At 40.3% G+C, this 22,186-nt stretch carries 13 protein-coding genes; 6 read left to right on the forward strand and 7 right to left on the reverse strand.

Annotated elements, in window-relative coordinates; genetic code table 11:
• Positions 1-35 precede the first annotated feature (35 nt).
• The 6 genes from LV92_RS03540 (at position 36) to LV92_RS03565 (ending at position 8,253) form a co-directional block, all read left to right on the forward strand.
• The gene (locus tag LV92_RS03540) at positions 36-1,190 is read left to right on the forward strand and encodes a Gfo/Idh/MocA family protein (protein ID WP_111622241.1); all 1,155 of its coding nucleotides are present in this window, start codon (positions 36-38) and stop codon (positions 1,188-1,190) included.
• 101 nt (positions 1,191-1,291) lie between these two features.
• Positions 1,292-2,404, forward strand: a complete 1,113-nt coding sequence (locus LV92_RS03545; RefSeq protein ID WP_111622242.1) for a zinc-dependent alcohol dehydrogenase — start codon at positions 1,292-1,294, stop codon at positions 2,402-2,404.
• A 60-nt stretch (positions 2,405-2,464) separates the two neighbouring features.
• Positions 2,465-3,484: an NAD-dependent epimerase/dehydratase family protein gene (locus tag LV92_RS03550; protein ID WP_111622243.1), complete on the forward strand. Its 1,020-nt coding sequence runs from the start codon at positions 2,465-2,467 to the stop codon at positions 3,482-3,484.
• The gene (locus LV92_RS03555; protein ID WP_111622244.1) at positions 3,481-4,452 is read left to right on the forward strand and encodes a Gfo/Idh/MocA family protein; all 972 of its coding nucleotides are present in this window, start codon (positions 3,481-3,483) and stop codon (positions 4,450-4,452) included. The genes LV92_RS03550 and LV92_RS03555 overlap by 4 nt, the downstream gene beginning before the upstream one ends.
• 17 nt (positions 4,453-4,469) lie before the next feature.
• Positions 4,470-7,679 carry a PVC-type heme-binding CxxCH protein gene (locus LV92_RS03560; protein ID WP_111622245.1) on the forward strand — a complete coding sequence of 1,070 codons (3,210 nt, stop codon included), beginning with the start codon at positions 4,470-4,472 and terminating at the stop codon, positions 7,677-7,679.
• Positions 7,680-8,046: 367 nt separating this feature from the next.
• Complete coding sequence (locus LV92_RS03565) at positions 8,047-8,253, forward strand: hypothetical protein (protein ID WP_111622246.1); 207 nt, start codon at positions 8,047-8,049, stop codon at positions 8,251-8,253.
• Between the two features lie 232 nt (positions 8,254-8,485).
• On the opposite strand, the gene nhaD is transcribed toward LV92_RS03565, so the two are convergent.
• The 7 genes from nhaD to LV92_RS03600 all read right to left on the reverse strand — a co-directional run bounded on the left by nhaD (position 8,486) and on the right by LV92_RS03600 (position 22,113).
• Complete coding sequence (nhaD, locus tag LV92_RS03570) at positions 8,486-9,751, reverse strand: sodium:proton antiporter NhaD (protein ID WP_211322922.1); 1,266 nt, start codon at positions 9,749-9,751, stop codon at positions 8,486-8,488.
• A gap of 631 nt (positions 9,752-10,382) precedes the next feature.
• Positions 10,383-11,747 (reverse strand): aldehyde dehydrogenase, encoded by a 1,365-nt coding sequence (locus LV92_RS03575; protein ID WP_111622248.1) that lies wholly within the window; start codon positions 11,745-11,747, stop codon positions 10,383-10,385.
• Between the two features lie 201 nt (positions 11,748-11,948).
• Positions 11,949-13,457 carry a parallel beta-helix domain-containing protein gene (locus tag LV92_RS03580; protein ID WP_111622249.1) on the reverse strand — a complete coding sequence of 503 codons (1,509 nt, stop codon included), beginning with the start codon at positions 13,455-13,457 and terminating at the stop codon, positions 11,949-11,951.
• Between the two features lie 17 nt (positions 13,458-13,474).
• Entirely contained in the window at positions 13,475-14,701 is a 1,227-nt protein-coding gene (locus LV92_RS03585; protein WP_211322923.1) for a cytochrome-c peroxidase, read from the reverse strand.
• A 203-nt stretch (positions 14,702-14,904) separates the two neighbouring features.
• Positions 14,905-15,771, reverse strand: a complete 867-nt coding sequence (locus tag LV92_RS03590; RefSeq protein WP_111622250.1) for a LytR/AlgR family response regulator transcription factor — start codon at positions 15,769-15,771, stop codon at positions 14,905-14,907.
• Between the two features lie 283 nt (positions 15,772-16,054).
• Complete coding sequence (locus LV92_RS03595; protein ID WP_111622251.1) at positions 16,055-19,063, reverse strand: DNA polymerase III subunit alpha; 3,009 nt, start codon at positions 19,061-19,063, stop codon at positions 16,055-16,057.
• 344 nt (positions 19,064-19,407) lie between these two features.
• Positions 19,408-22,113 (reverse strand): putative LPS assembly protein LptD, encoded by a 2,706-nt coding sequence (locus LV92_RS03600; RefSeq protein ID WP_111622252.1) that lies wholly within the window; start codon positions 22,111-22,113, stop codon positions 19,408-19,410.
• Between the last annotated feature and the right edge of the window lie 73 nt (positions 22,114-22,186).

A 22,186-nucleotide genomic window follows, 5' to 3' on the forward strand; every position in this document is an offset into this window, starting at 1 on the left:
AAATTTTAATTTAAAATAAAAAAAATAGAGTACACATGTCAAGTAAGAAAGAATTACGAATAGGAATGGTAGGTTATGGATTTATGGGAAGAACCCATTCCAATGGTTATCGCAGGGTGGGCAATTTTTTTCCTGAACTGGAATATCAACCTGTATTAAAGGCAATTTGCGGGCGAAACCTGGAACGTACCCAGGCCTTTGCTGATCAATGGGGCTATGAGTCCGTGGAAACTGATTGGAGAAAGCTTATTGCCCGTGATGATATTGATGCCATAGATATTTGTACCCCTAACAATATGCACGCCGATATTGCCATTGCAGCGGCAGAAGCCGGGAAAATGGTTTTGTGTGAAAAACCTTTGGCACGTACTGTTGCGGAAGCTCAGCCAATGGTCGATGCCATTGAAAAAGCAGGAGTGCCCAATACCGTTTATTTTAATTACAGGAGATTGCCATCGGTTACTTTGGCGAAACAACTTATAGATGCCGGTAAGCTGGGTAAAATTTTTCATTATCGTGCCAATTTTTTGCAAGATTGGACCATTAGTCCTGAACTTCCACAAGGTGGGGAAGGTTTATGGCGATTGGATAATGATGCAGCTGGATCTGGCGTTACGGGCGACTTGTTGGCACATTGTATAGATACTGCAATGTGGTTAAATGGAGGGATAAAGGATGTTTCCGCCATGACCGAAACCTTTATCAAAGAAAGAGTACATACCGGTACAGGCGAAGTACAGAAGGTAACCATTGATGACGCCTGTATGTTTCATTGTCATTTTGATAATGGTTCTTTGGGCCTTTTTGAATCTACAAGATACGCTAGAGGTCATAAGGCTTTATATACATTTGAAATAAATGGGGAACACGCCTCTATAAAATGGAACTTGCATGATCTAAGTCGATTGGAATATTTTGACCATAGGGATGAATCCCGGGAAAGAGGATGGCGTTCTATCCATGTTACCGATGGTGACCATCCTTATATGGATAAATGGTGGGTGCCAGGATTGTCAATAGGATATGAACATAGCTTTGTACATCAAATAGCGGACTTTCTTAAGGCCCTACAGGAAGGAAAACCCTGTTCTCCTACTTTTAGGGAGGCCCAAGAGACGCAGAAAGTTTGTGAGGCCGTATTGGATTCCGCAAAAACAAAAAGCTGGAAAGACACAGGTGTTAATTGGTAACCTCAAACTTTTCCGGATAAGTGAAGTTCATTGTTAAGAATTGAATTGTCAATTTTTAAACTTTATTTTGAACAAGAAATTTAATTTAACAAATTATTGCTATGAGTAATTCTATAAAAGGATTTTGTCTTCAATCCAACGAAAAGATATATCCAAACTCTGGTCAATCGGTCCTTAGTAATTCTGCGGTGGTAGAAATGGAAATGCCGCCTTTAAAGGAAGGGGAAATATTGGCAAAAACACTGTATACAGGAATTTGTGGTTCGGACAATAGTGCAACTATTGGTAAGGCCAACTTTGATTGGGTGCAGCGTCCAAGGGTAATTGGGCACGAGTTTAGTGCCGAGGTTTTGGAGTTGGGTCCTGGTGACCACGGTGACCTTAAGGTTGGGGATATTTTTACACCCTTGGCCATGTTAGGGTGCAGGGAAGAAGATTGCCCGGCCTGTAGTGTGTCCAAATGGAATTTATGTACAAAAAAAGAAATTATAGGTTTTCATAGAAACGGGGGGTTTGGTCAACAAGTTGTGTTGGAGTCGGATCGTGTGGTGCCTTTAATGAAAGGCCTTACCCCGGCCCAAGGTGCCTTGGTAGAGCCTTTGTCCATAATTACCAATGCCCTATATAACAAATGCGATATTAAACCGGGACAAGACGTAGTCGTAACCGGCTGTGGAATAATTGGTATGATGTCTGCCGAAGTTGCAAGGGCTGCAGGAGCAAGAGTAGCAGTGACAGGTATTGCCCATGATCGTGATATCCGCTTAAAAAGAGCAAAAGAAAGAGGTTTCATTACCATAGAGGTGTCACCGGAAAATTCTTTGACTACCCAATTGCAAAATGGCCTTACCGATGATAAGGGGGTTCCTTTTGGCACTAATGGAAAAGTAGATCTTCTTATAGAATGTTCCGGCGTTCCACCTGTGCTAACAGAGGCGGTGGGTGTTGTTAAGCCCGAAGGGGACATATGCGTTATCGCCACCTACGGAACGGATGTACAGATAAATGCTACACACCTTACCCGTACCTCCTTAAATATGAGGGGATCCATGGGGTCTTGTAGGGCAGATTATATGGCCGCACAAAAATTGATGGTAACCGGTATTTTTCCTTCTGAACACTACACGGATTACTACGATTTTAAAGACATTAACCAGGCTTTTGAAGATTCTATAAAGGCAAATAATATGAAGGCCGTTGTAAAAATGAACTGATAATTCATTAGTTCTTGTACAGGCCTACAACCTAATATAAAAAAAACTAGCATTAAGATTATGCACAAAATATTTATTACCGGAGGTACCGGCTGTATTGGATCGGTCACTATTTATAAGCTTCTGCAATCAAAGGAGGTTGGGAAAATTGTTATTGCAACCCGCTCCAATAATGTAGACCCATTAAAATTATGGCTTCCTGATGATCTGGATCCCCGTCTAGAGTTCGTTACTTTGGATGTATCCAATTACAAAGAGATTGAAAGGGTGTTGTTCGAAGTGGACCCCACGCACATTATTCATTTAGGGGCATACCAAAGTCCGGATTGTTCTCGAGATCATATCGGAGGTATGGAAATAAACACTGGAGGTACAATGGCACTTTTTGATGCCGCTGAAAAATTAACCAACCTTAAGAGATTCGTTTTTGCCAGCTCAGCTGCGGTTTACGGCATGAGATCCATGTATCCTCAGGATATAATTAATGAGGATGTTCCATTGGCTCCACCTAACCATTACGGCATTTGGAAATTATCCGGCGAGCACTTGGCACGTTTATTTCACGATAATACAAAAATACCTACCGTGTGTCTTAGGTTGAACACCACCTATGGAAAAGGAAGGGACAAAGGAAAGACTTCTGCCCCCACCAATGCCTTAAAGGCAATAGTCTTGGGAGCTGTGGATGGAAAAGTAATTCCTTTTGAAATGCCGTATCAAGGAAGGGAAAACTACCATTTTGTGGAAGATGTGGGAGCTCAATTCGCAGCCTGTGCATTACAGCCCTACGAAGGCTTTGGAGCCTTTAATATACAAGGGGAGACTATTCCAATTACATCATTCTTGGATATTATTAAGGAACAAGCTACCGCTATGGGTATGGGAGAATATGTGTCACTTTCAGTAACCGATGGTGCTCCACCTAACTTGTTCATATGCGATTTGGATCATAGTAAAATAGCAAGCACTTTCAAAGACCTGCCTTTGACAGAAATAGCGGAGGGAATAAAAAATTCCTTGATAGAGTTTAAAGCTATGGCAGAAAAAGGCACATTAAAATATTCTACTGCTGCCTCATGAAAGTTATAGGAATAGGATTTATTGGAGCGGGAGATATAGCCGATTTACATGCAGAAGCCATAAACAGTCTGCCAGGTGCCCAACTTGTGGGTCTTTGGAACAGAACTTTTGAGAAGGGGGCAAAAAAAGCAAAGATTTTCGGATGTAAAACCTATAAAACGGAGGATGAATTGTTTCAGGATCCCCAAATCGATGCCGTATTCATATTGACCAATATGGAAACCCATTGCGATTATACTATTAGGGCGGCAAAGGCAGGAAAACATATATTGGTAGAAAAACCGGCAGCCTCTAGTATTGCTGAATTGGAGTTGATGCAGGAGGCCGTTAATACTGCAGGTGTTAAATGTATGCCTGTCCATAATTATATCTACGAAGCAGGTATAAATAGGGCGAAATCCATGATCGACAGTGGCAAATTGGGCGATATTTCCCAATTCTATATGATGTACAATATACATCATGCCGAGGATATCAGAGCCCGTTACCCTGGGGTTATCCGCCAGATATTGACCCATCACAGTTATACCATGCTATATTTGGCAGGACAACCAAAAACAGTTTCTTGTTTAAAGCATACGGTAGATACGACCATTGCACCACAAGAAAACGTGGCCATGGCCAATATTAAAATGCAAAATGGTACCTTGAGCCATTTATCGGCCAGCTTTGCCAATGATGATCATGCAGGAGATCCCTGGACCTGTATTATAAAAGTTATTGGGACAAAAGGTAGTACGCGATACAGCTATAGGGATTGGGTAATCAATGATCGTAATGGAGCCCATTCACAAACGTATCAATGTTATCCTGAATCCATAAAGAATACGGCAACGCATTTTATCAATAATGTGCTGCGGAACAATGAGTCGGCACTTTCAAGCCTTGAAGATGCCATTACATGCCAGCGAATTATAGAGGCTTGTGAAAAATCTGTGAAAGAAGGAATACACGTGAATATCAATTAATTATATACCAAAAAAAGATGAAAATCAATAAAAACGTTGCTGGGGGAAAGTTTTTCCTAATACTTTTCCTGGTCCTTGGCTTTTCAAGCTGTAGTAAAGAGGAAGACAACACATTAAAAATTTCCCCTAACTCCCATATCGTTTTGGTGGGTAGTAATTTGGGATCGCGTATGATGAACTTTGGGCATTTCGAAACGGAAATGCAACTTCGTTTTCCCAATGATTCTTTGTTTATCCGCAATATGTGCGATGGCGGTAACACACCCGGTTTTAGGCCACATCCCGCAAGAAATTCACCTTGGGCGTTTCCAGGTGCTGAAAAATTTGAGCATGAGTCCGGACAGGCCATCCATTTTGAGGATGATGAAAACGGACGTCGATCTGGCCCTATTGGTCATTTCCCTTCTCCTGATGAGTGGATTACCAGCTTAAAAGCTGATATTATCATAGGATTTTTTGGGTATCCCGAATCCTTCGAAGGACCGGAGGGGATTGATAATTATAAAGGGGAATTACGAGCCTTTATCAAGCATACCCTTAGTCAAAAATATAATGGTTCCACTGCACCTCAATTGGCACTTGTTTCCCCAATTGCCTTTGAAGACCTTTCTGATAAGATGGATCTGCCTGATGGAAAAAAGGAAAATGGGAACCTTGAGCTTTATACGGCTGCCATGAAAGAGGTTGCCGCTGAAGAAGGAGTCCTACTTGTAGATGCTTATGAGCCGACCAAGGAATGGTTCCAAACGGAAAGTACGGATTTAACACAAGATGGATTTCAATTGACCGATTACGGCTATCAGAAGTTTGCTAAGCTGTTGGCCGATAAAGTTTTCGGAACCAAGGAAAGTAAGGCAGAAGAGAACCGGGAATTGGTACTTGATGCCGTAAATGAGAAAAACTGGTTCTGGCACAACGATTTTAAAATTCCCAATACTGTTCATGTTTATGGAAGACGTTATGATCCCTATGGTCCGGACAATTATCCTTATGAAATTGAGAAAATACGTCAGATGACCGCCATAAGGGATACTGCCATATGGCAGGCCTTGGAGGGTAAAAAAATGGATTTGGCCAAAAGCGATGCACAGACCAAAAAATTACCTGAGGTAGAAACGAATTATAAGCCGAGTGATAAAAATGGAACACCAGAATATTTATATGGGCAAGACGCCTTGGATAAAATTAAACCGGCGCCGGGTTATAAGGTAGAACTTTTTGCTTCGGAAGTGGAGTTTCCAGATTTGGCCAATCCCGTACAGGTTTCTTTTGATAACAAAGGAAGGCTTTGGGTTGCGGTCATGCCAAGTTACCCGCATTATAAACCAGGGGATAGTAAACCCAACGATAAATTACTGATTTTAGAAGATACGGATGGAGATAACAAGGCCGACAAACAAACTATTTTTGCAGACGGACTTCATTTGACCATAGGGTTTGAATTTGCGCCTGAAGGTGTTTATTTATCACAGGGTACAAACTTAGTACTTTTAAAGGATACCGATGGGGATGATAAGGCCGATGTAAAAGAGATTGTTTTAAGTGGTTTTGATGATCATGATACTCACCATGCCATTAGCGCCTTTACAACAGATCCCTCCGGTGCAATTTATATGGGCGAAGGGGTGTTCTTGCATACCAATGTAGAAACAGCCTATGGAAACGTTAGGGGTACCAATGGTGGATTCTATAGGTATAGCCCACAAAGACATCATTTGGAACGTACGGCACAATTGCCCATTCCAAATCCATGGGGAATTGCATTTGACGATTGGGGACAACCATTTTTTGAACATACCTCAGGACCATCTGCTACCTGGATGATGCCCGGAACAATTGTACCGCGCTACGGGGTAAGTTCACCATTACCTGAAAATCTTATTGAAAAGAAACATTTGGTGAGACCAACTTCTGGTTTGGAATTTGTGTCCAGTAGACATTTTCCTGATGCGGCACAAGGCAATATGCTGATTGCCAATACAATAGGATTTTTAGGAATTAAGGAGCATTCCATGGTGGATGATCCTAAAACAGCTGGCTATTTAAGTAAGCACCAAGAGGATTTGATCTCTGCAACCGATAAAAATTTTCGTCCTGTAGATATGGAATTTGCACCCGATGGTTCTTTGTACGTTATAGATTGGCACAATGTACTTATTGGCCATATGCAGCATAATGCACGCGACCCGCTACGTGATCATGTTCACGGAAGGGTATACCGCATTACCTATCCATCCAGACCCTTGGTAGAACCTGCCAAGATAGTTGATGCCAGCATTGACGAACTATTGGATAACCTTAAACTTCCGGAATACCGTACCCGTTATAGGACCAAAAGGGAATTGAGGGCTAGGGATGCCTCCGAAGTTTTGTCCAAATTAAAAACATGGGTAACAAACTTGGATACAAAGGACCCCAGATACGAACACACTGTTTTGGAAGCCCTTTGGGTTACATGGGGCTTGGACAAGGTTGATGCTGAATTGCTTAAACAAATGCTGAATGCCAAAGATTTCAAGGCTCGTGCAGCTGCAGTAGGAGTTCTTAGGTATGCCGGACATCAGATTCCAGATCAGGCCGATCTTCTTATGCAGGCGGCCAAAGATGACAATCCAAGGGTAAGGTTGGAAGCCTTGGTTGCAGCTTCATGGTTAGGCAGGGATACTGGTATTCCAATAATCACTGAAGCTGGTAAAAAAGGTTTGGACAAATGGATGGAAAAGCCATATGAATCAGCTATTGCCCATTTAAACGGGCACAAGGCGGGCGAAGAGCCCAAAGAGGTGATAAAGACCGATCTAAAAGGAAAGGATTTGGAACTTCTGGTTGCAGGAAGGGAAATATACATGAGGGATGGCTATTGCGCCACCTGTCACCAAGCTGACGGTCAAGGTCTGGAAGCTTCCGGTTTTCCTCCTCTAGCCGGATCCGAATGGGTTACCGGAAGTGAAGATAGACTTATAAAACTAACCACCAAGGGTCTTATGGGGCCGATTGTGGTCAATGGTAAGACCTATCCCGGCCAAGTGCCTATGACACCTTTTGGAAATTTACTTACTGCTGATGAAACCGCAGCTGTTCTGACCTATGTTAGGAATACCTTCGGTAATAAGGCTACCCCAATTTCACCAGAGAAAGTGAAAGAGGTACGTGAGCAGATCAAGGATAAGCAAGGTTTTTATTCTCCGGAAGAATTACTAAAAGAACACCCACACGGCAGTAAGTAATTGGGTAAAAGTTTAATTTAAATACTTGGTTCAAAGGCCGGTTATAGGATATACCCTATGCCGGTCTTTTTACTTTGTTATGACTCGGATTTATTTTTTGTAGGTCGCTTGGGTTTTCCTATTATAGTAATTAAAAAGTGGCTTTCTCTAATCCAATACACTCAATTCTTGATTCCAATTTAGACTTATGTTGGAAATAAGGTTAATATCTGCTAAGTTTATGTTAAAAATCCCTGTTTTCTAGGTTTATACATTAATAAGCTATATTATTCCCGATTAATGTGTTAAGTTTTCATATGTTTATACGACTAAGGAAATTTAGTACACTTTGAATTAATAGTTGAACAGTAAAAACTAGTTATTAAATATGGGAAGGCCGGCGACAAAACCAACGGAACTTAAGGACGGATATTATATTGAAGTTCGAAATAGAAACCAGAAAACTGGAGGTATAAAAATTAGAAGGGATACGGAGGAGCAAATGCTTCTTGCCCTTGAAGAATATAAGAAAAGCAAGGATGTAACCGTCCTTGGTGAATTAAAAAACGGTAAAATGCTGGATTTGGCTAGGTAGTCTACCAGAAGTTCAGTTTGGTAATAAAAACCCTGCTTTCTTTTGGGCAGGGTTAATTTTTTGTCAAAGGCATCTCTATGTTTTTGCATCTGTAATAATGCGGTTATCGGGAATATCCCGGAGTAGGAATATCTCTTTGATGACTAAATTTGTTACTCCTATATCAGATAGGGTATCATTAAACTTTACACTCTATTTTTTTTCTATTTTAATTGGGTTTAAACCTAAATTATTAATTAATTAAAATAAAGACCAGGATACCTGAAAAGTAACCGATTAGGGCTAGCCAGGCTATACGGCGCAAGTACCATAAAAAATCAATTTTCAAAATTCCCATGGCAGCCACTCCGGCAGCAGATCCTATAATAAGTACACTACCTCCCGTACCCGCACAATAGGCTAAAAATGTCCAGAATTCATGATCTTGTGGGAAGGTATCCATGGTGTACATTCCCATGGCACCTGCTACTAATGGCACGTTGTCTATTAAAGAGGATAAAAGCCCCAATAAGGTATTGGTAATATGAAAATCATTGAAAGTGGTTTCGAGTGCACTCCCCATAAATTCTAGGGAGCCATTGGTTTCTATAGCGGCGACCGCCAAAAGGATTCCCAAAAAGAACAGAATACTTGGGGTGTCAATTCTTTGAACAGTAGCTGCAACGGATAAATGGTGTTTAAGTTCAATAGGCTTATTTTTATGCAGTATTTCAGTGATCAACCAGAAAAGACATAGGCTAAATAGCATACCCAGAAAGGGAGGTAAATGGGTAATAGCTTTAAATACTGGCACCATTAAAAGTAGACCTACCCCCAGAAGTAGAATTAAATTGCTTTCCTTGGAACTTATTTGTTGAATCTTAGGGGCAGTGGGCACCCCTGCTTCAATAATTTTGCCCTTAAAACTATAGGAGGCTATTAGTAAAGGAACCAATAAACAGGCCAAACTGGGTAAAAATACCTCGGTAATTATGGTGTTTGTGGATACTTGGCCACCATTCCAAAGCATAATTGTGGTGACATCGCCTATGGGTGACCAGGCTCCACCTGCATTGGCAGCAATGATGATAAATCCTGCAAAATACCAGAGGTCCGACTTGCTGGTCAAAAATTTCCTTAATATGGCCATCATTACAATTGTAGTGGTGAGGTTGTCCAGTACAGCTGATAAGAAAAAGGTGAGTAAACATAGTACCCAAAGCAGCACTAGCATGCTTCGGGTCTTTATTACCCTTAGGATAATTTCAAAACCATTGTGAATGTCTATTAATTCAACAATGGTCATTGCTCCAAGTAGAAAGAAGAGAATTTCAGCAATTTCCTCAAAATGTTCCTTGAGCTTTATTAGGGTTTCTGAAAAATCAACTCCGGTATGGGCAACAATGACCCATAATACTACCCCTATAAACAGGGCAGTCGCCGCCTTATCAATTTTAACAACATGCTCCAACGCAATAACCATGTAGCCGGCAATAAAGAAAAGGGTTGTAATTAGCATGATAGTTTTTTTGGAAATCTATGGTTCGTTCTCATAACATTTTCAGTTTGGCCTGAGTGAGATCAGGGAATTAATTATTGTAAATTATTCTTATGTATTTAGGATTTTATTTCCTCCTTCAATCGACTAATGGAGGAATTATGACTTTGGAATGGTGCAGTTGCCCATTCTTTTTTCTATAAGGCCAGAGGGCACTTACTAAATGAAATACTATGTAGATGCTATGTGCATAGGAAAAAACAGAATTATATCGAGGCATGATAATAAAAAAGAAAAGGCGTTGGCCAAAACCTTATTTTATCTGTTTGCCAATTCTAAGGTATAAATAATAATCGTTAATAGATTGTTAAAAATATATCTCGTTGAATACTTAAAGTGGAGGTCGATATATATTGGTTTCTTTTGTTTTTTGGAAGATTCTAGTTCTAAAATATTGGTTTTTCGAATGGTCAAAACGAAATTCCCTTTCTTTTTTGATTGGGATATTTTAGAAATAAGAAGGAGGCAATACTATTTTCTCAAAGACAAAATTGAGAACCGAAGAGCCTCAAATATGTAAAGGAACGGCACGGTTTTGTCGCCATTGATCGGCAATAGAGGTGATCGGATCGATGGCCACCTTGATAAATCCTTAAAACAGATGCTTTATTTTCTTTACTATCTGCAAGGGAAGGTTATACGGTGGATATCGAAGTGGTGCATCCAACCAATTCGCTTTTTTAACTATTGCTTTTTGATGTGAAAAAAGGTCAAACGATCGTTTGCCATGATAGGCTCCTATACCACTTGCGCCAACACCTCCAAAAGGGAGATTTTTATTGGTAATTTGAATTACAGTGTCGTTGATAGCTCCCCCTCCAAAACTATACCTATTGATTATTTTTTTCTGGAAGGATTTTCGGTTGGAGAATATATAGGTAGCCAAAGGTTTTCCATAATTGGTTAAATGCTTCTCGATATCATCTTCATTTTCGTAGGCAATAATTGGTAGAATGGGCCCAAAAATTTCGCCATGCATCAATTTACAGTCCAAGTTGGGCTCATTGACCAGGGTAGGGGCCAGATAATTATCTTCATCATTGCTATTGCCCCCAAAAAGTATTTCTTCGCCCACAAGCATTTCTTTTAAACCATCATAATGGCTTTTGCTTACCGTTCTCGAAAAATCCGGAGACTGTTCAATATTTTCTCCGTAGCACTTGGTAATATTTTGTTTAAGTGCCGCCACAAGTTTGTCCTTCACTTCTCTATGGACAAGTATATAATCGGTAGCAATGCATGTTTGACCAGCATTTAAAAATTTGCCCCAAACAATCCGTTTAGCGGCCAGGTTGATAGAGGCTGTTTCATCCACTATGGTGGGATTTTTCCCTCCTAGTTCGAGAGTTACGGGTGTTATGTGTTTTGCGGCTGATTCATACACTATTTGCCCAACGCGGGTACTTCCTGTAAAAAAAATGTAGTCCCATTTTTCGGCCAAAAGTTCTTGGGATACTTCCACACCGCCTTCCACAACGGTAACATGTTCCGGTACAAAAACTGCACTGATAATTTCGGAGATGATCGATGCCGTATGCGGTGTTACTTCGGAGGGTTTTACAACAACTGTATTTCCTGCCGCCACAGCTGCGATCATAGGAGCAAATGCCAATTGAAAGGGATAGTTCCATGGAGCAATAATCAATACTGCACCATAGGGCTCCCTATATATCCAATCCGAAGAGGGCCAATTCATTAATGAGGCAGATTTTCTCTCAGGGCTGGCCCAATTGTCAATATTTTTTAAGGTCAATTTTAATTCCGCCAAAACAAATTGCGTTTCCGCTGCCAAGGTCTCAAACTTAGGTTTTTTAAAATCTTTGTAAATGGCCTCTGCAATATCATCTTCACGCGCAATTATTTCTTTTTGTAATCGCTTTAAGGCCTCTTTTCGGAAAGAAACATCCTTGGTCTTTTGCCTTGTAAAAAAATCGCGCTGTTTTCCTAATACGTTCATGGCATTAAATTAATATAAAAAACATCCCCAAGCTTATTCATTTGGGGATATTATAAAAATTATATTTCAAATCACTTCATAATGAAAATGAATATTTGAACCAAGGCAATTGCATTACCTTGCATTGACTTTAAATTTTAAGGTAAGAACAATACAGGGTTAGTATAATAACCTTTCATTTTCTTTGTAGGTGTCTTTGGTTCAATGCTTCAAGGCCAGAATATATTCCGCTACGGCCATTTTGGCTTCTTCCGATAAATAATTTTGGGGCGGCATTTCAGGATAGTCTTCCCTAAGGTTTTTTGGAGCTGTGATATAATCTACTATACCTTGGGGATTATTCTGGTGAATTGCCTGAAGGATTTCTGTTGGTGGACCTATCAATCTAGTGCCAAAGGCATGGCACCCGGCGCAGACCCCATAATACGTAAGCTCGCCCAATTCTTCAAAGGAAACCGATCTTGGTGGCACTGGAGATGGGGTCATCATGGTTGGTATATCTTTGGTATCGGTTATTTGTGCCATACCGTAATTTTCCAAACCAAAGGTCCTATACCTGTTCTTGTCCCTAATACTACTTCCCGTGCCTCCTCCATAGGCGAAAATATCCGGACCCTTAGTATCCATTTGGGTAAGCATAATTGCCTTTATTTCACCCGTTGGGTTATTGCCGTTGTCGAACATGATATTATCTAGAATAACGACCCTGTCCGGATTTCCTTCCGAATTGGGATCATTTGCCTTGGGAGCACCTGTTGCAAGATCCACGATGGTAATCCCAGTGTTATTATTTCCCGTAATAATATTGTTCTCGACAATCACGTCATCGGCGGCCATTATTAAAATACCCGTGCCCGATGGAATTCCGGAAACCGTAGATCCGGGGGCACCAAAATTTTCATGGTTGTTGTTTACCACAAAATTGTTTCGCAAGATTACATCAAAGGTTGTTTTTATAGGCAATCCCGGGGTTACAAAAGCCAATAATCCGCCCGTATTGTTATGCGCATAATTGTTTTCTACCAAACAGTGCCTAGAATTCTCAATCTCAATGCCCGCAACGTTGTCGAATACTTCGTTATGTAATACGTCTACATTATCGCACATTCCGATATATATGGCGGCATCCGCGATTTTACTTAGTACATTATGCTCCACCAATCCGTTTTTGCCATACTGTGGAAAAATGCCATATACACCGGTATCGATAATCCAGTTGTTGCGTATTATAAAATTGTTACCAGCTTGGCCCATTATGCCATTGCCTTTGTAGTTGATTATTTTAAAATTCTCAATAAGAATTCCATTGCCAGAATATAGGAAAGCATCGTTAATTTCCTTTTTGCCGTCCAAGGTTGGCCAATCTCCATTGATTATGACTCCTTGAAGGCTAATATTATCCTTATCAATGTATACGTTCTCCGAATACGTTCCAGGATATACACGAATTAGATCGCCCGGGCTAGCCTCTTTTACTGCATTTTGGATGGATGAGCCTTTTTTGACTTCTATGATTTTTCCTGTAAATTCTTCAGCGGAGGCTACTTGTGTAGTGTCGTTCGTAAGCCCTATATTTCTATATTTTATGGTGGAAGGAATGGGTACGGTCTCCACATTTTTTTGTCCGAAGAACGATTTTCCTATGAATACACCTATTCCAATGAGTAAAATAGAGCTAATGATTTTAATAAAAGGCGACTTTTTCTTCATTTCTTAACTGGTATTATTTAGGTTGATATTTTAAGTCCCGAAGGCAGGACTTCCGGTATTTTAGGTTTAAAGGATTCATCGGTCAAGGTTTTAAGAAAATCCACCAAGCGGTCCAATTCGTAATCGGTTAAATTGGGTTCCCATATATGCCAATGAATCAATAGGTTTTCGCCCTCTGGCACTGCATGTCCGCGACCGTCCGTATAAAATTGAACGGTTTCCCTAAGAGTTTTGAATCTTCCTGAGTGCATGTAGGGGGCGGTTAGGGCTATATTCCGAAGACTAGGGACCTTAAATGCCCCTCTAAGGCTTTCGTCGCTAAAGGGAATTTCGGCCCCTGGATCCAATGGTAATCCGTCTGGTTCAGGGGTTCCAATAACGGCAAATTGTTGATTTGTAAATAGGGGAGGGGTATGGCATTCTGCACAACGCGCCACGAAAGACCTAAATATATTGAGTCCTTCAATTTCGTTTTTATTCAACGCTTCATCATAACCATGTGCATATTGGTCATATTTACTATTTATAGAAACCAAGGAAGATTGGAAGGCCGCAATGGCCTTTGTAATTTCATGGAGAGCAATAGGTTGGTCCCTATCCCTTTTGGGATATGCTTCCGCAAATAATTTTCTATAATTTTCAAATTCATTTATGGTACCGATCAAATTTTCGGGCGTATTGCCCATTTCATCCTTGGAGAACAACGGTTCCAACATTTGTTCCTCCAAAGTTGAGGCACGACCGTCCCAAAAGAGTTTTTTTAAATAGCCTACGTTATATAGGGAAGGTGCCGCTCTTTTTAATTGTTGTCCATCCTTTCCCTGGCTAGTTGCTAATCCATCGCCTAATCCTTTATCGGGATCATGGCACGTTGCACAGGAAACGGTTTGGTCGACAGAGAGAGCGGGATCAAAAAATAAGTACCTTCCCAAATCAATTTCTTGCGGAGAAAAACCATCCCTAATTTCTGGTAAGGCCGATTTTAAACCTCCTACACCGGCCTTGTTGGTTGTGGCATATTGACTATAGAGATTCTTGGCAATACACTCATTATTCTCGTTCAGCTTAAATCCGGGAGGGCAGCTGCTATTTAAAAGAGGAACCGGATAGTAGGCCGTAGGTCTTTGGCCGGCAAAAAAAATGACTGCCATGATTCCTAGAACTGCTACTGATATAATTACTTTTAATATGACCCTACCTTTTTCCACCAGATCTTGAATTACCCTTTGGTTATTCTTTAACATTTTGAATCGAAAGTGCTAAGCTGTATTTCAGCGAATTCACGATTACATTTATTATCGTGCATGAACTAAAAAGCCTAGCACTTATATAAAGTAGTTGTGTACAATCCTGCACATCAGCCTGGACTAATACTCTATATTTACACAAATTAACAATGGTGTTTCAACAACCCAATATGTCTTTGGTACTTTGTGATGAAATATCCCTATTTGGGATTAATGGGACATTTTTTTTGTTGGAGGGCTTTTTCGAAATCGGTTTTATAACCGTACGAAACGGGAATTTTTTCCTCTGGGATATATTGGATACTAAGGTTATATCCCTTTTTAGTTTTCTTAGCAGTGCTGATGTGTATAGTATTGACCATATAGGATCTATGGATGCGTATTACCTTGGTGTCATTGATGATGTCCTCCAATTCCTTGAAACTCATTCTAATGAGTTCTTTGCTGATTTTTTCTCCGGTGAAATAAAAAAGTTCCAAATAATTTCCCGCAGATTTGATATATAACAACTGCTTATATTTAATGGCCAATACTACCATATTGTTTTCTCCGTTAAAAATCAACAATTCACCGTTGCCCTCATCATTTGTACCTTTTGTATTGAATTGAATTTCTTCTTTAAACGAGGATAATTTTTGTTGGATCTGGGCATACCATAAAAATAGTGTATAGGGTACAACCACTACAAGACCTATTTGCCAAAAGGTTAGTAGGAATTCCGAAATTTGTTCTTGAAGCGTTCGCATTGGTGGACTATAGGCAAGCTCAAATATAACGGCCATTAATGCCATCTCCATTAGGCCCCAAGGGAGTAAACTATAGATTTTAAATCTTTTGGGTCCAAATAGGGCACGCAGTATAAACTGGGTAAAAATAAGAACACTAAGACCTATTAATATAAACTCCCAATAGTAATTTTCGCCCCATTTATTGATGTTGTAAGGGGCATATATATTTATGAAAATGAAAGAATACAGGCCTATAAAGCCGATCAATAGAAGTTTACTTCTAGAGGAATCCATATAAGGGATATCCTGATTTAATATTGCTTCTATACGCTTCCTCATAGGCCGGACGGGTTACAAAAACAAGACATGGTTATTTCTTTTGGTTTTACTGGTTGGGTTAGATAGTTACATCGAATCTAGTGAAAATACTTTTTATAGGAATGCCCTCACGAAATTATCTTATTAAAACTTGGTGTTGGATTTGTTTTTTTAAAATCTAAAATTTCATTTAAGAATCGTCCAGGCATACTTAAACCCTTTTGCCAATTAAGACATATGGGAAGAAATAGATCCATTGCCGGCGATATATTAGACTATTCCGGGCAGCCAAATTGGCCTGGTTTTATTTGTTGTCAGAATTCTGTCTTAATACACTAGTTTTCATGTCCGCATATCTTGGATCTGGGATATAATCCTGTTTTTGCATTTTTATGACCTCTATACTTAAGAAGCCAAATTCGTTCACCACTTTTCCATAAAAGCGATAGATACCTCTTCCCCTGAAAAAATATTTTGCAGCTACTGGTGGAAAAAGTACGGTGTCAAAGACTTCCCCGTGTTGATCTACCAAGGTGGCGAAATTCATTCTGGTTCCCTGATGGGTCCTTGTATTTTTTACGGTCACCAGATATCCGTAAATATCAATATTCTTGCTAAGATAAGTTTCCAAGTCTTTTTTGCCATGTGTGTTGCTCGGAGGTTCCGCCAAAATATCGAACGGACTACAAAGTGTAAATCCCATAAGTTCCAATTGGGTAAAGGCTAATTCCAGATCTGTGGAGTATAATTTGGGGATTTCAAAGTTTTGATGAGTGGCATTAAACAATTTAGGGTGGTCCAATTTGGTATTTTTGGATAGGGATAAATGAGCTTGCCATAAGAGTTCGTGCTTATTTATCCCTGTAAATGCAAAGGCATCGATACGGATAAGGATACTCAATTGTTCTATGGATATAAAGACCCTATCCAGAAAATTGGTCAATGATAAAAATGGCCCATTGGTAGTTCTTTCATTTATAACGTGATCTACCACCTTGCCTTCCAAGTCCCTGAGGTACATATATCCGAGGTACATTTCTTTCCCATAAATACAATTCCTCATAAAGCTTTTGTTTATACAGGGAGAATGAATTTTGGCTCCTAGCATGCGTGCTTCGTGGATATAGAATTCGGCACTATAGAAGCCACCGCCATTGTTCAACACGGCCACCATATATTCCAAAGGGTAGTAAGCTTTTAGGAATAGGGTCTGATAGCTTTCAACGGCATAAGAGGCGGAATGGCCCTTGGCGAAGGCGTAACCGGCGAAACTCGCCACCTGGTCCCATATTTCGAAAATAAGCTTATCTTCATAATCCTTTTTTCTACAATTGTCAACAAATTTATCCTTTACTTTTTGGAACTCTTCCCTAGAGCGAAACTTGCCGCTCATACCTCGTCTAAGAACATCGGCCTCGCCAAGAGTAAGATCGGCAAAATAGTGGGCAACCTTAATTACATCCTCCTGATATACCATTACGCCGTAGGTTTCTGGCATAATGGATAGCATAATGGGATGTGCCCTTTCCTTGGCGCGTTGTGGGTCTCGATGGCGTAATATGTATTCCCGCATCATACCACTTTTGGCCACTCCGGGGCGTATAATGGAACTGGCAGCGACCAATCCCAAATAAGTATCGACCTCCAATTTCTTGAGTAACATCCGCATGGCTGGCGATTCAACATAAAAGCAACCCATACACTGGGCGCTCTTTACCAAGTTATTGATGATGGGGTCATTTTTAAATTGGGCAACATCATGGATATCTATGCCGCTTATTTCCGCTGGTTGATTATAGCTTATGATTTCCAAGGTCTCTTCAATTTTCGCCAGACCCCGTTGAGATAGGATATCAAACTTAAAGAGACCAACATCTTCCGCTATTACCATGTCGAACTGTGTGGTAGGATAACCCTTGGGCGGCAGGTGGGTGGCAGAAAAGTAATGAATGGGTTTTTCAGTTATAAGGATGCCCCCGGCATGGATACTTAAATAATTGGGCATTCCTTTAAGTAATTGTCCGTACTTAAGGACCAATAAAGCTACCTTGTCCAATTCCGAAACATTATATTTTTTGTCGCATAGCACATCTATTTCCTCTTTGGGGAGTCCAAAGACCTTGCCGAGTTCACGCACAACCCCTTTTTCCTGGAAGGTAACATAGGTGCCCAAGAGTGAAACGTTGGGGAAACTTTCAAAAATATATTGGGTCATGGCCTCACGGTCTTTCCATGAAAAGTCTATGTCAAAATCGGGAGGGTTTACCCGGTACAGGTTGATAAAACGCTCAAAATACAGGTCCAATTCAATGGGGTCTACATCGGTAATGCGGAGCAAATAAGCTACAATACTGTTAGCTCCGCTTCCCCGGCCCACATAAAAGAAGCCCTGTTTTCTGGCGTGGGATACAATATCCCAATTAATGAGAAAGTAGGATACAAATCCCATTTTCTTTATCAAGTCCAATTCCTTTTGGAGACGCTCAAGAATTACCCTGTCAATTTTGGTGTGTTTGTACCTTTCAGGTAGGCCCTTATGGCATAATTCCTCCAAAAGGACCTCGTCCTTTTTGGTATTACCTAGATAGGATTTAAGGTTTTGAGGCTTCCTGTTTTCTGAAAAATCAAAATAAATATCGCAGGACTGCATTAATCGCTCGGTATTTTCCAAAATAAATTGATATTCGGAAAAAGCGGATAATAAATCATCCATAGAAACCATTTTCTCTTCGGGATCGGCTTCCTCACTTTGGGACAATTTACTTAGGAGGATGTTGTTGTCAATGGCCCGAAGTAGACGGTGAGCGTTAAAATCGCGTTTATTCCGGAAAGTAACAGCTTGTTGTAACACTAATTTGTCCTTATACTCAATTATTTTGGTAAAGGGTAACCTTCTAAGATCTCTAATGGATATGCCAATAAATTCATGCTCCAAAAAAGTATCCTGTTTATTCAGTAATACTTTTTCGAACGGATATATTACGAAAGAGTGTTTAAAAATAGGAGCTCGGGAATTAAATTTCTTATTATGGTGCAGGTGTTCGGACAAGAAATTGTTCAACTCATGGTAGCCATAGTTATTTTTGGCCAAACCAATAAAACACTGATCTACCCCGTTTCTGAAGTCGATTCCCAGTATAGGTTTAATGCCTTTTTCCTGCGCTTTTCGTACAAAGTTTAATCCTGCCGAAGTGTTGTTGATGTCGGTTAGCGCCAAATGATCTATATGGTTCTTTTTGGCCAATTCCAAGAGTTCCACCTCGGATATGGTTCCAAAACGAAGGCTGTAATATGTGTGGCAGTTTAAGTACATTTCTTGGCTTTGGAATAAAGGGGCACAGTACTGGCCAATTGTACAAAGGCTTAATTAGGGAATCTATAGAAATGCCCTACTGCACACCTGTTAAAATGTTTAGTCGCCATGCCTTGCTGATTAAATGGCATTGGGGCATTGTCAATAAATTTGAGTTTATGAAACCCTTTAATTCCTATTGTTAAAGATAAGATTAATTAACCCATCTGACTGTCTGCTAAGTGATTTTTAACTGCCCTTACGGCTTGAACAAATAGATATAATAAAGTTGAAGAATATAGGAGAAATATTTTGGGGCATTAATGGTCAAATGATAGGGCAAGTTCCGATACCTGGATTTTACGCTAATTCCGTTTGCTCCGGTTTTCCCACTTAAGGTCTTGTAATATGGAGCTCTTTATTCCTATAAAGAAATACCAGCGTTTGTAGGTGCCAAAGGGTGTCCAGTTAAAGTTCATCCTAAAACTTTTAAGGTCCCTCTCAAACCGAAGTTGGGTTAGCGTAAATCCTTTGTTTTTGAAATCGTAACCGGAAGAACCTCCAATTTTCCATCTTGGGGAAAGTTGAATGTTTCCTGAGAACATTAAGGAGTGGCTGCCAATGGTGTTTTGTCTATTGGAGTTGCTATAATTTACGGCATATGCCAATCTAAGGTCCCAGGGCAATTTTGTGCCATAAACGGGGTTTTCCACGTCTTCGGAATCCTTGTCCCTTTCGTCTTCCGGCCTATTTTCGTTAAAGTCGTTGGCCCTTCCAAAAAGGTCGTCATCCCTACCACCACTTGCTGCTACATAGTCATATTCATCCTTCTTATCCTCTTTCTTCTCGTCTTTCTTCTTTCCAAAGGTTTCACTGCTCAGGGAGTAGCTAAGGTTGGCTCTTGCTGTTGTAAGCCTAAATAGGCTACCTCCGTTGTCCACATTGAAGGTGTTTATACGGGTTCCATTATTATCAATGGCATAGGGGTCAAAACTGGCACCAAAGTTAATGGCCATTTTATTGTTTAGAATGTTGGTTCCACCACTAAGGTTCAAAGGACTTAGCTTTAAGGAATCTGCTTCAAAATTATATCCGGTGGAGAGATTGAGATTGCTTAAAATGGATATTTTTTTCGGTTTAATGGCCGTGGAATCTTTGTCGCGCACCTTTGCCTCAAATTGGTTGCCCAGGGAAAAACTCATTGAACTGGACTTGTTTAGGCCCGGAGCACCGTTCAAAGTACCTTCGAACCTGCTATATAATTCCAATTCATCATCGGCACCGATATAACTGTCATAATATTGATCGAATGATGGGGTATAGCCATAGCTCACAGACGGTCTCATAACGTGCCTGATGGCCTGAATTTTTTTATCCTCCCCAAAGTTTACCAGACCGTACAAGGTGGTCCCTATACTGGCACTAAAATTATATGTACCAAAGCGGTCAAATCCATTAATGGTATCCGTAACCACTTCCCTTTTGGTATCCGGGTCATAGCCTCTCTCATAAGTTTCAATGGCCCAAACGTCCTCATAGGAGCCTCCTACACTTACACTAAAATGTTTGGCTACTTTGAAATTGGTACTGAGGGGAATGGAGTTTCTAGCACCAAAACGTGAATTTTCGAACATTCTACTCGTTAAGAAATCATCTTCCGTAGTGGAAATACTATTTCTTGCGTTTAGGTTATATTGAAAGTTTACATTTTGAATGATTCCTTTTTTTATGCCTTCGCGTGGTGCGAAAGGAAATATACGTTCCATACTGGCTTGCAAGGTGGGCAAGGTTACATCCACTACCCCGGTATTGGTATTTTGGTTATGCGTGGCCGTTAAACTTAGGTTTACGGACGGATATTCCGGGAAGGTCTTGGAGTAGGATATGGAGGATGATAAATTGTTTACCTGGGTATTTGGCAGGTTCTGTTGCAACAGGGAATTCCTATAATAGGAACTACTCCCAAGGTTTACCGAGGCTTGAAACCTTGAATTAGGATTGCTTTTGGCATCCTGGGCATGCGAAACTTGGATATTGTATATGGTAGATCTACTGTAGTCACTAAATCCTTTTTGACTGGTAACCAGGTTTTCATATCTAAAATTTACATTCCCTCTATACTTATATCTTTTACTGTATACGGATTGGGTTCTAAATCCATAACTGCCATTGGTATATAGATCGCCTGTAAGGGTAAGATCTACATAATCGTTTATGGGAACATAGTATCCTCCGTTCTGTAAAAAATATCCTCTTGTAGGGTCGCTTCCAAAAGTAGGCATCATTACTCCCGCAGTTCTACCAACAGTCAAAGGAAAATAAGCAAATGGAAGTGCCACGGGGGTAGGCACGTCGGCTATATATAGGTTACTGAATCCCGCAATTACCTTCTTTTGGGGTACGAATTTGGCTTTTTTTACGCGGATGTAGTAATCAGGATTTACGGTGTCCTTGGATGTTGTTAACTTGCCCTCACTAAGGAAATAAACGGAATCGTTTTCTTTTTTGGTAATCTGGGCATAGACCTTCATAGCATCACTGCCCAATTGACCCAAGCCTGCCTGCTGTTCCGTTCTGGAATTCCATATAATGGCCTTTTGGGTGTCAAAATTAAACCGTATGGAGTCTGGAATCACTTCATTTGTACCCTGTTTGAAAAAAGGTAATTGTGTATAATTCCCTAGAGAATCCTTTATACGCCCTGCATAGACTTCATTTTTCACGTAGTCCATTATAATGATTCCAGCCTTTAATTCGGTGTCCTGGTAATAGAGTTCGGCTTCGTTATAAAGATATATTTTTTGATCTTTTTGACTCATCTTCACATAATCCTTGGCCTTGTATTTTATTTTGTCCAGGAGAAGCGGTTTTTTACCGTTTAAAGAGTCTACTTTTGTAGTATCCGTTATAAGGGTATCCCGCAATTTGGGATCGGGCAAAAGAGGGGCTTTTATAGTATCTCTAAAAGCAACTATGGGCAGGGGCTTAATTTGATCTTCTTGGGCAGATGCAGTAAATGCACCAAATAATAGGAGCAATAGGAAAAGTACATGATGTTTATTTGATTGCAAAGCTATATATCCTATTTTTGTAACGGTTTAGCTACATTTTGGGTTCAAACTTACATATATTTTTTGTTCCGCT

Source organism: Arenibacter echinorum (assembly GCF_003259375.1).
Lineage (GTDB): Bacteria > Bacteroidota > Bacteroidia > Flavobacteriales > Flavobacteriaceae > Arenibacter > Arenibacter echinorum.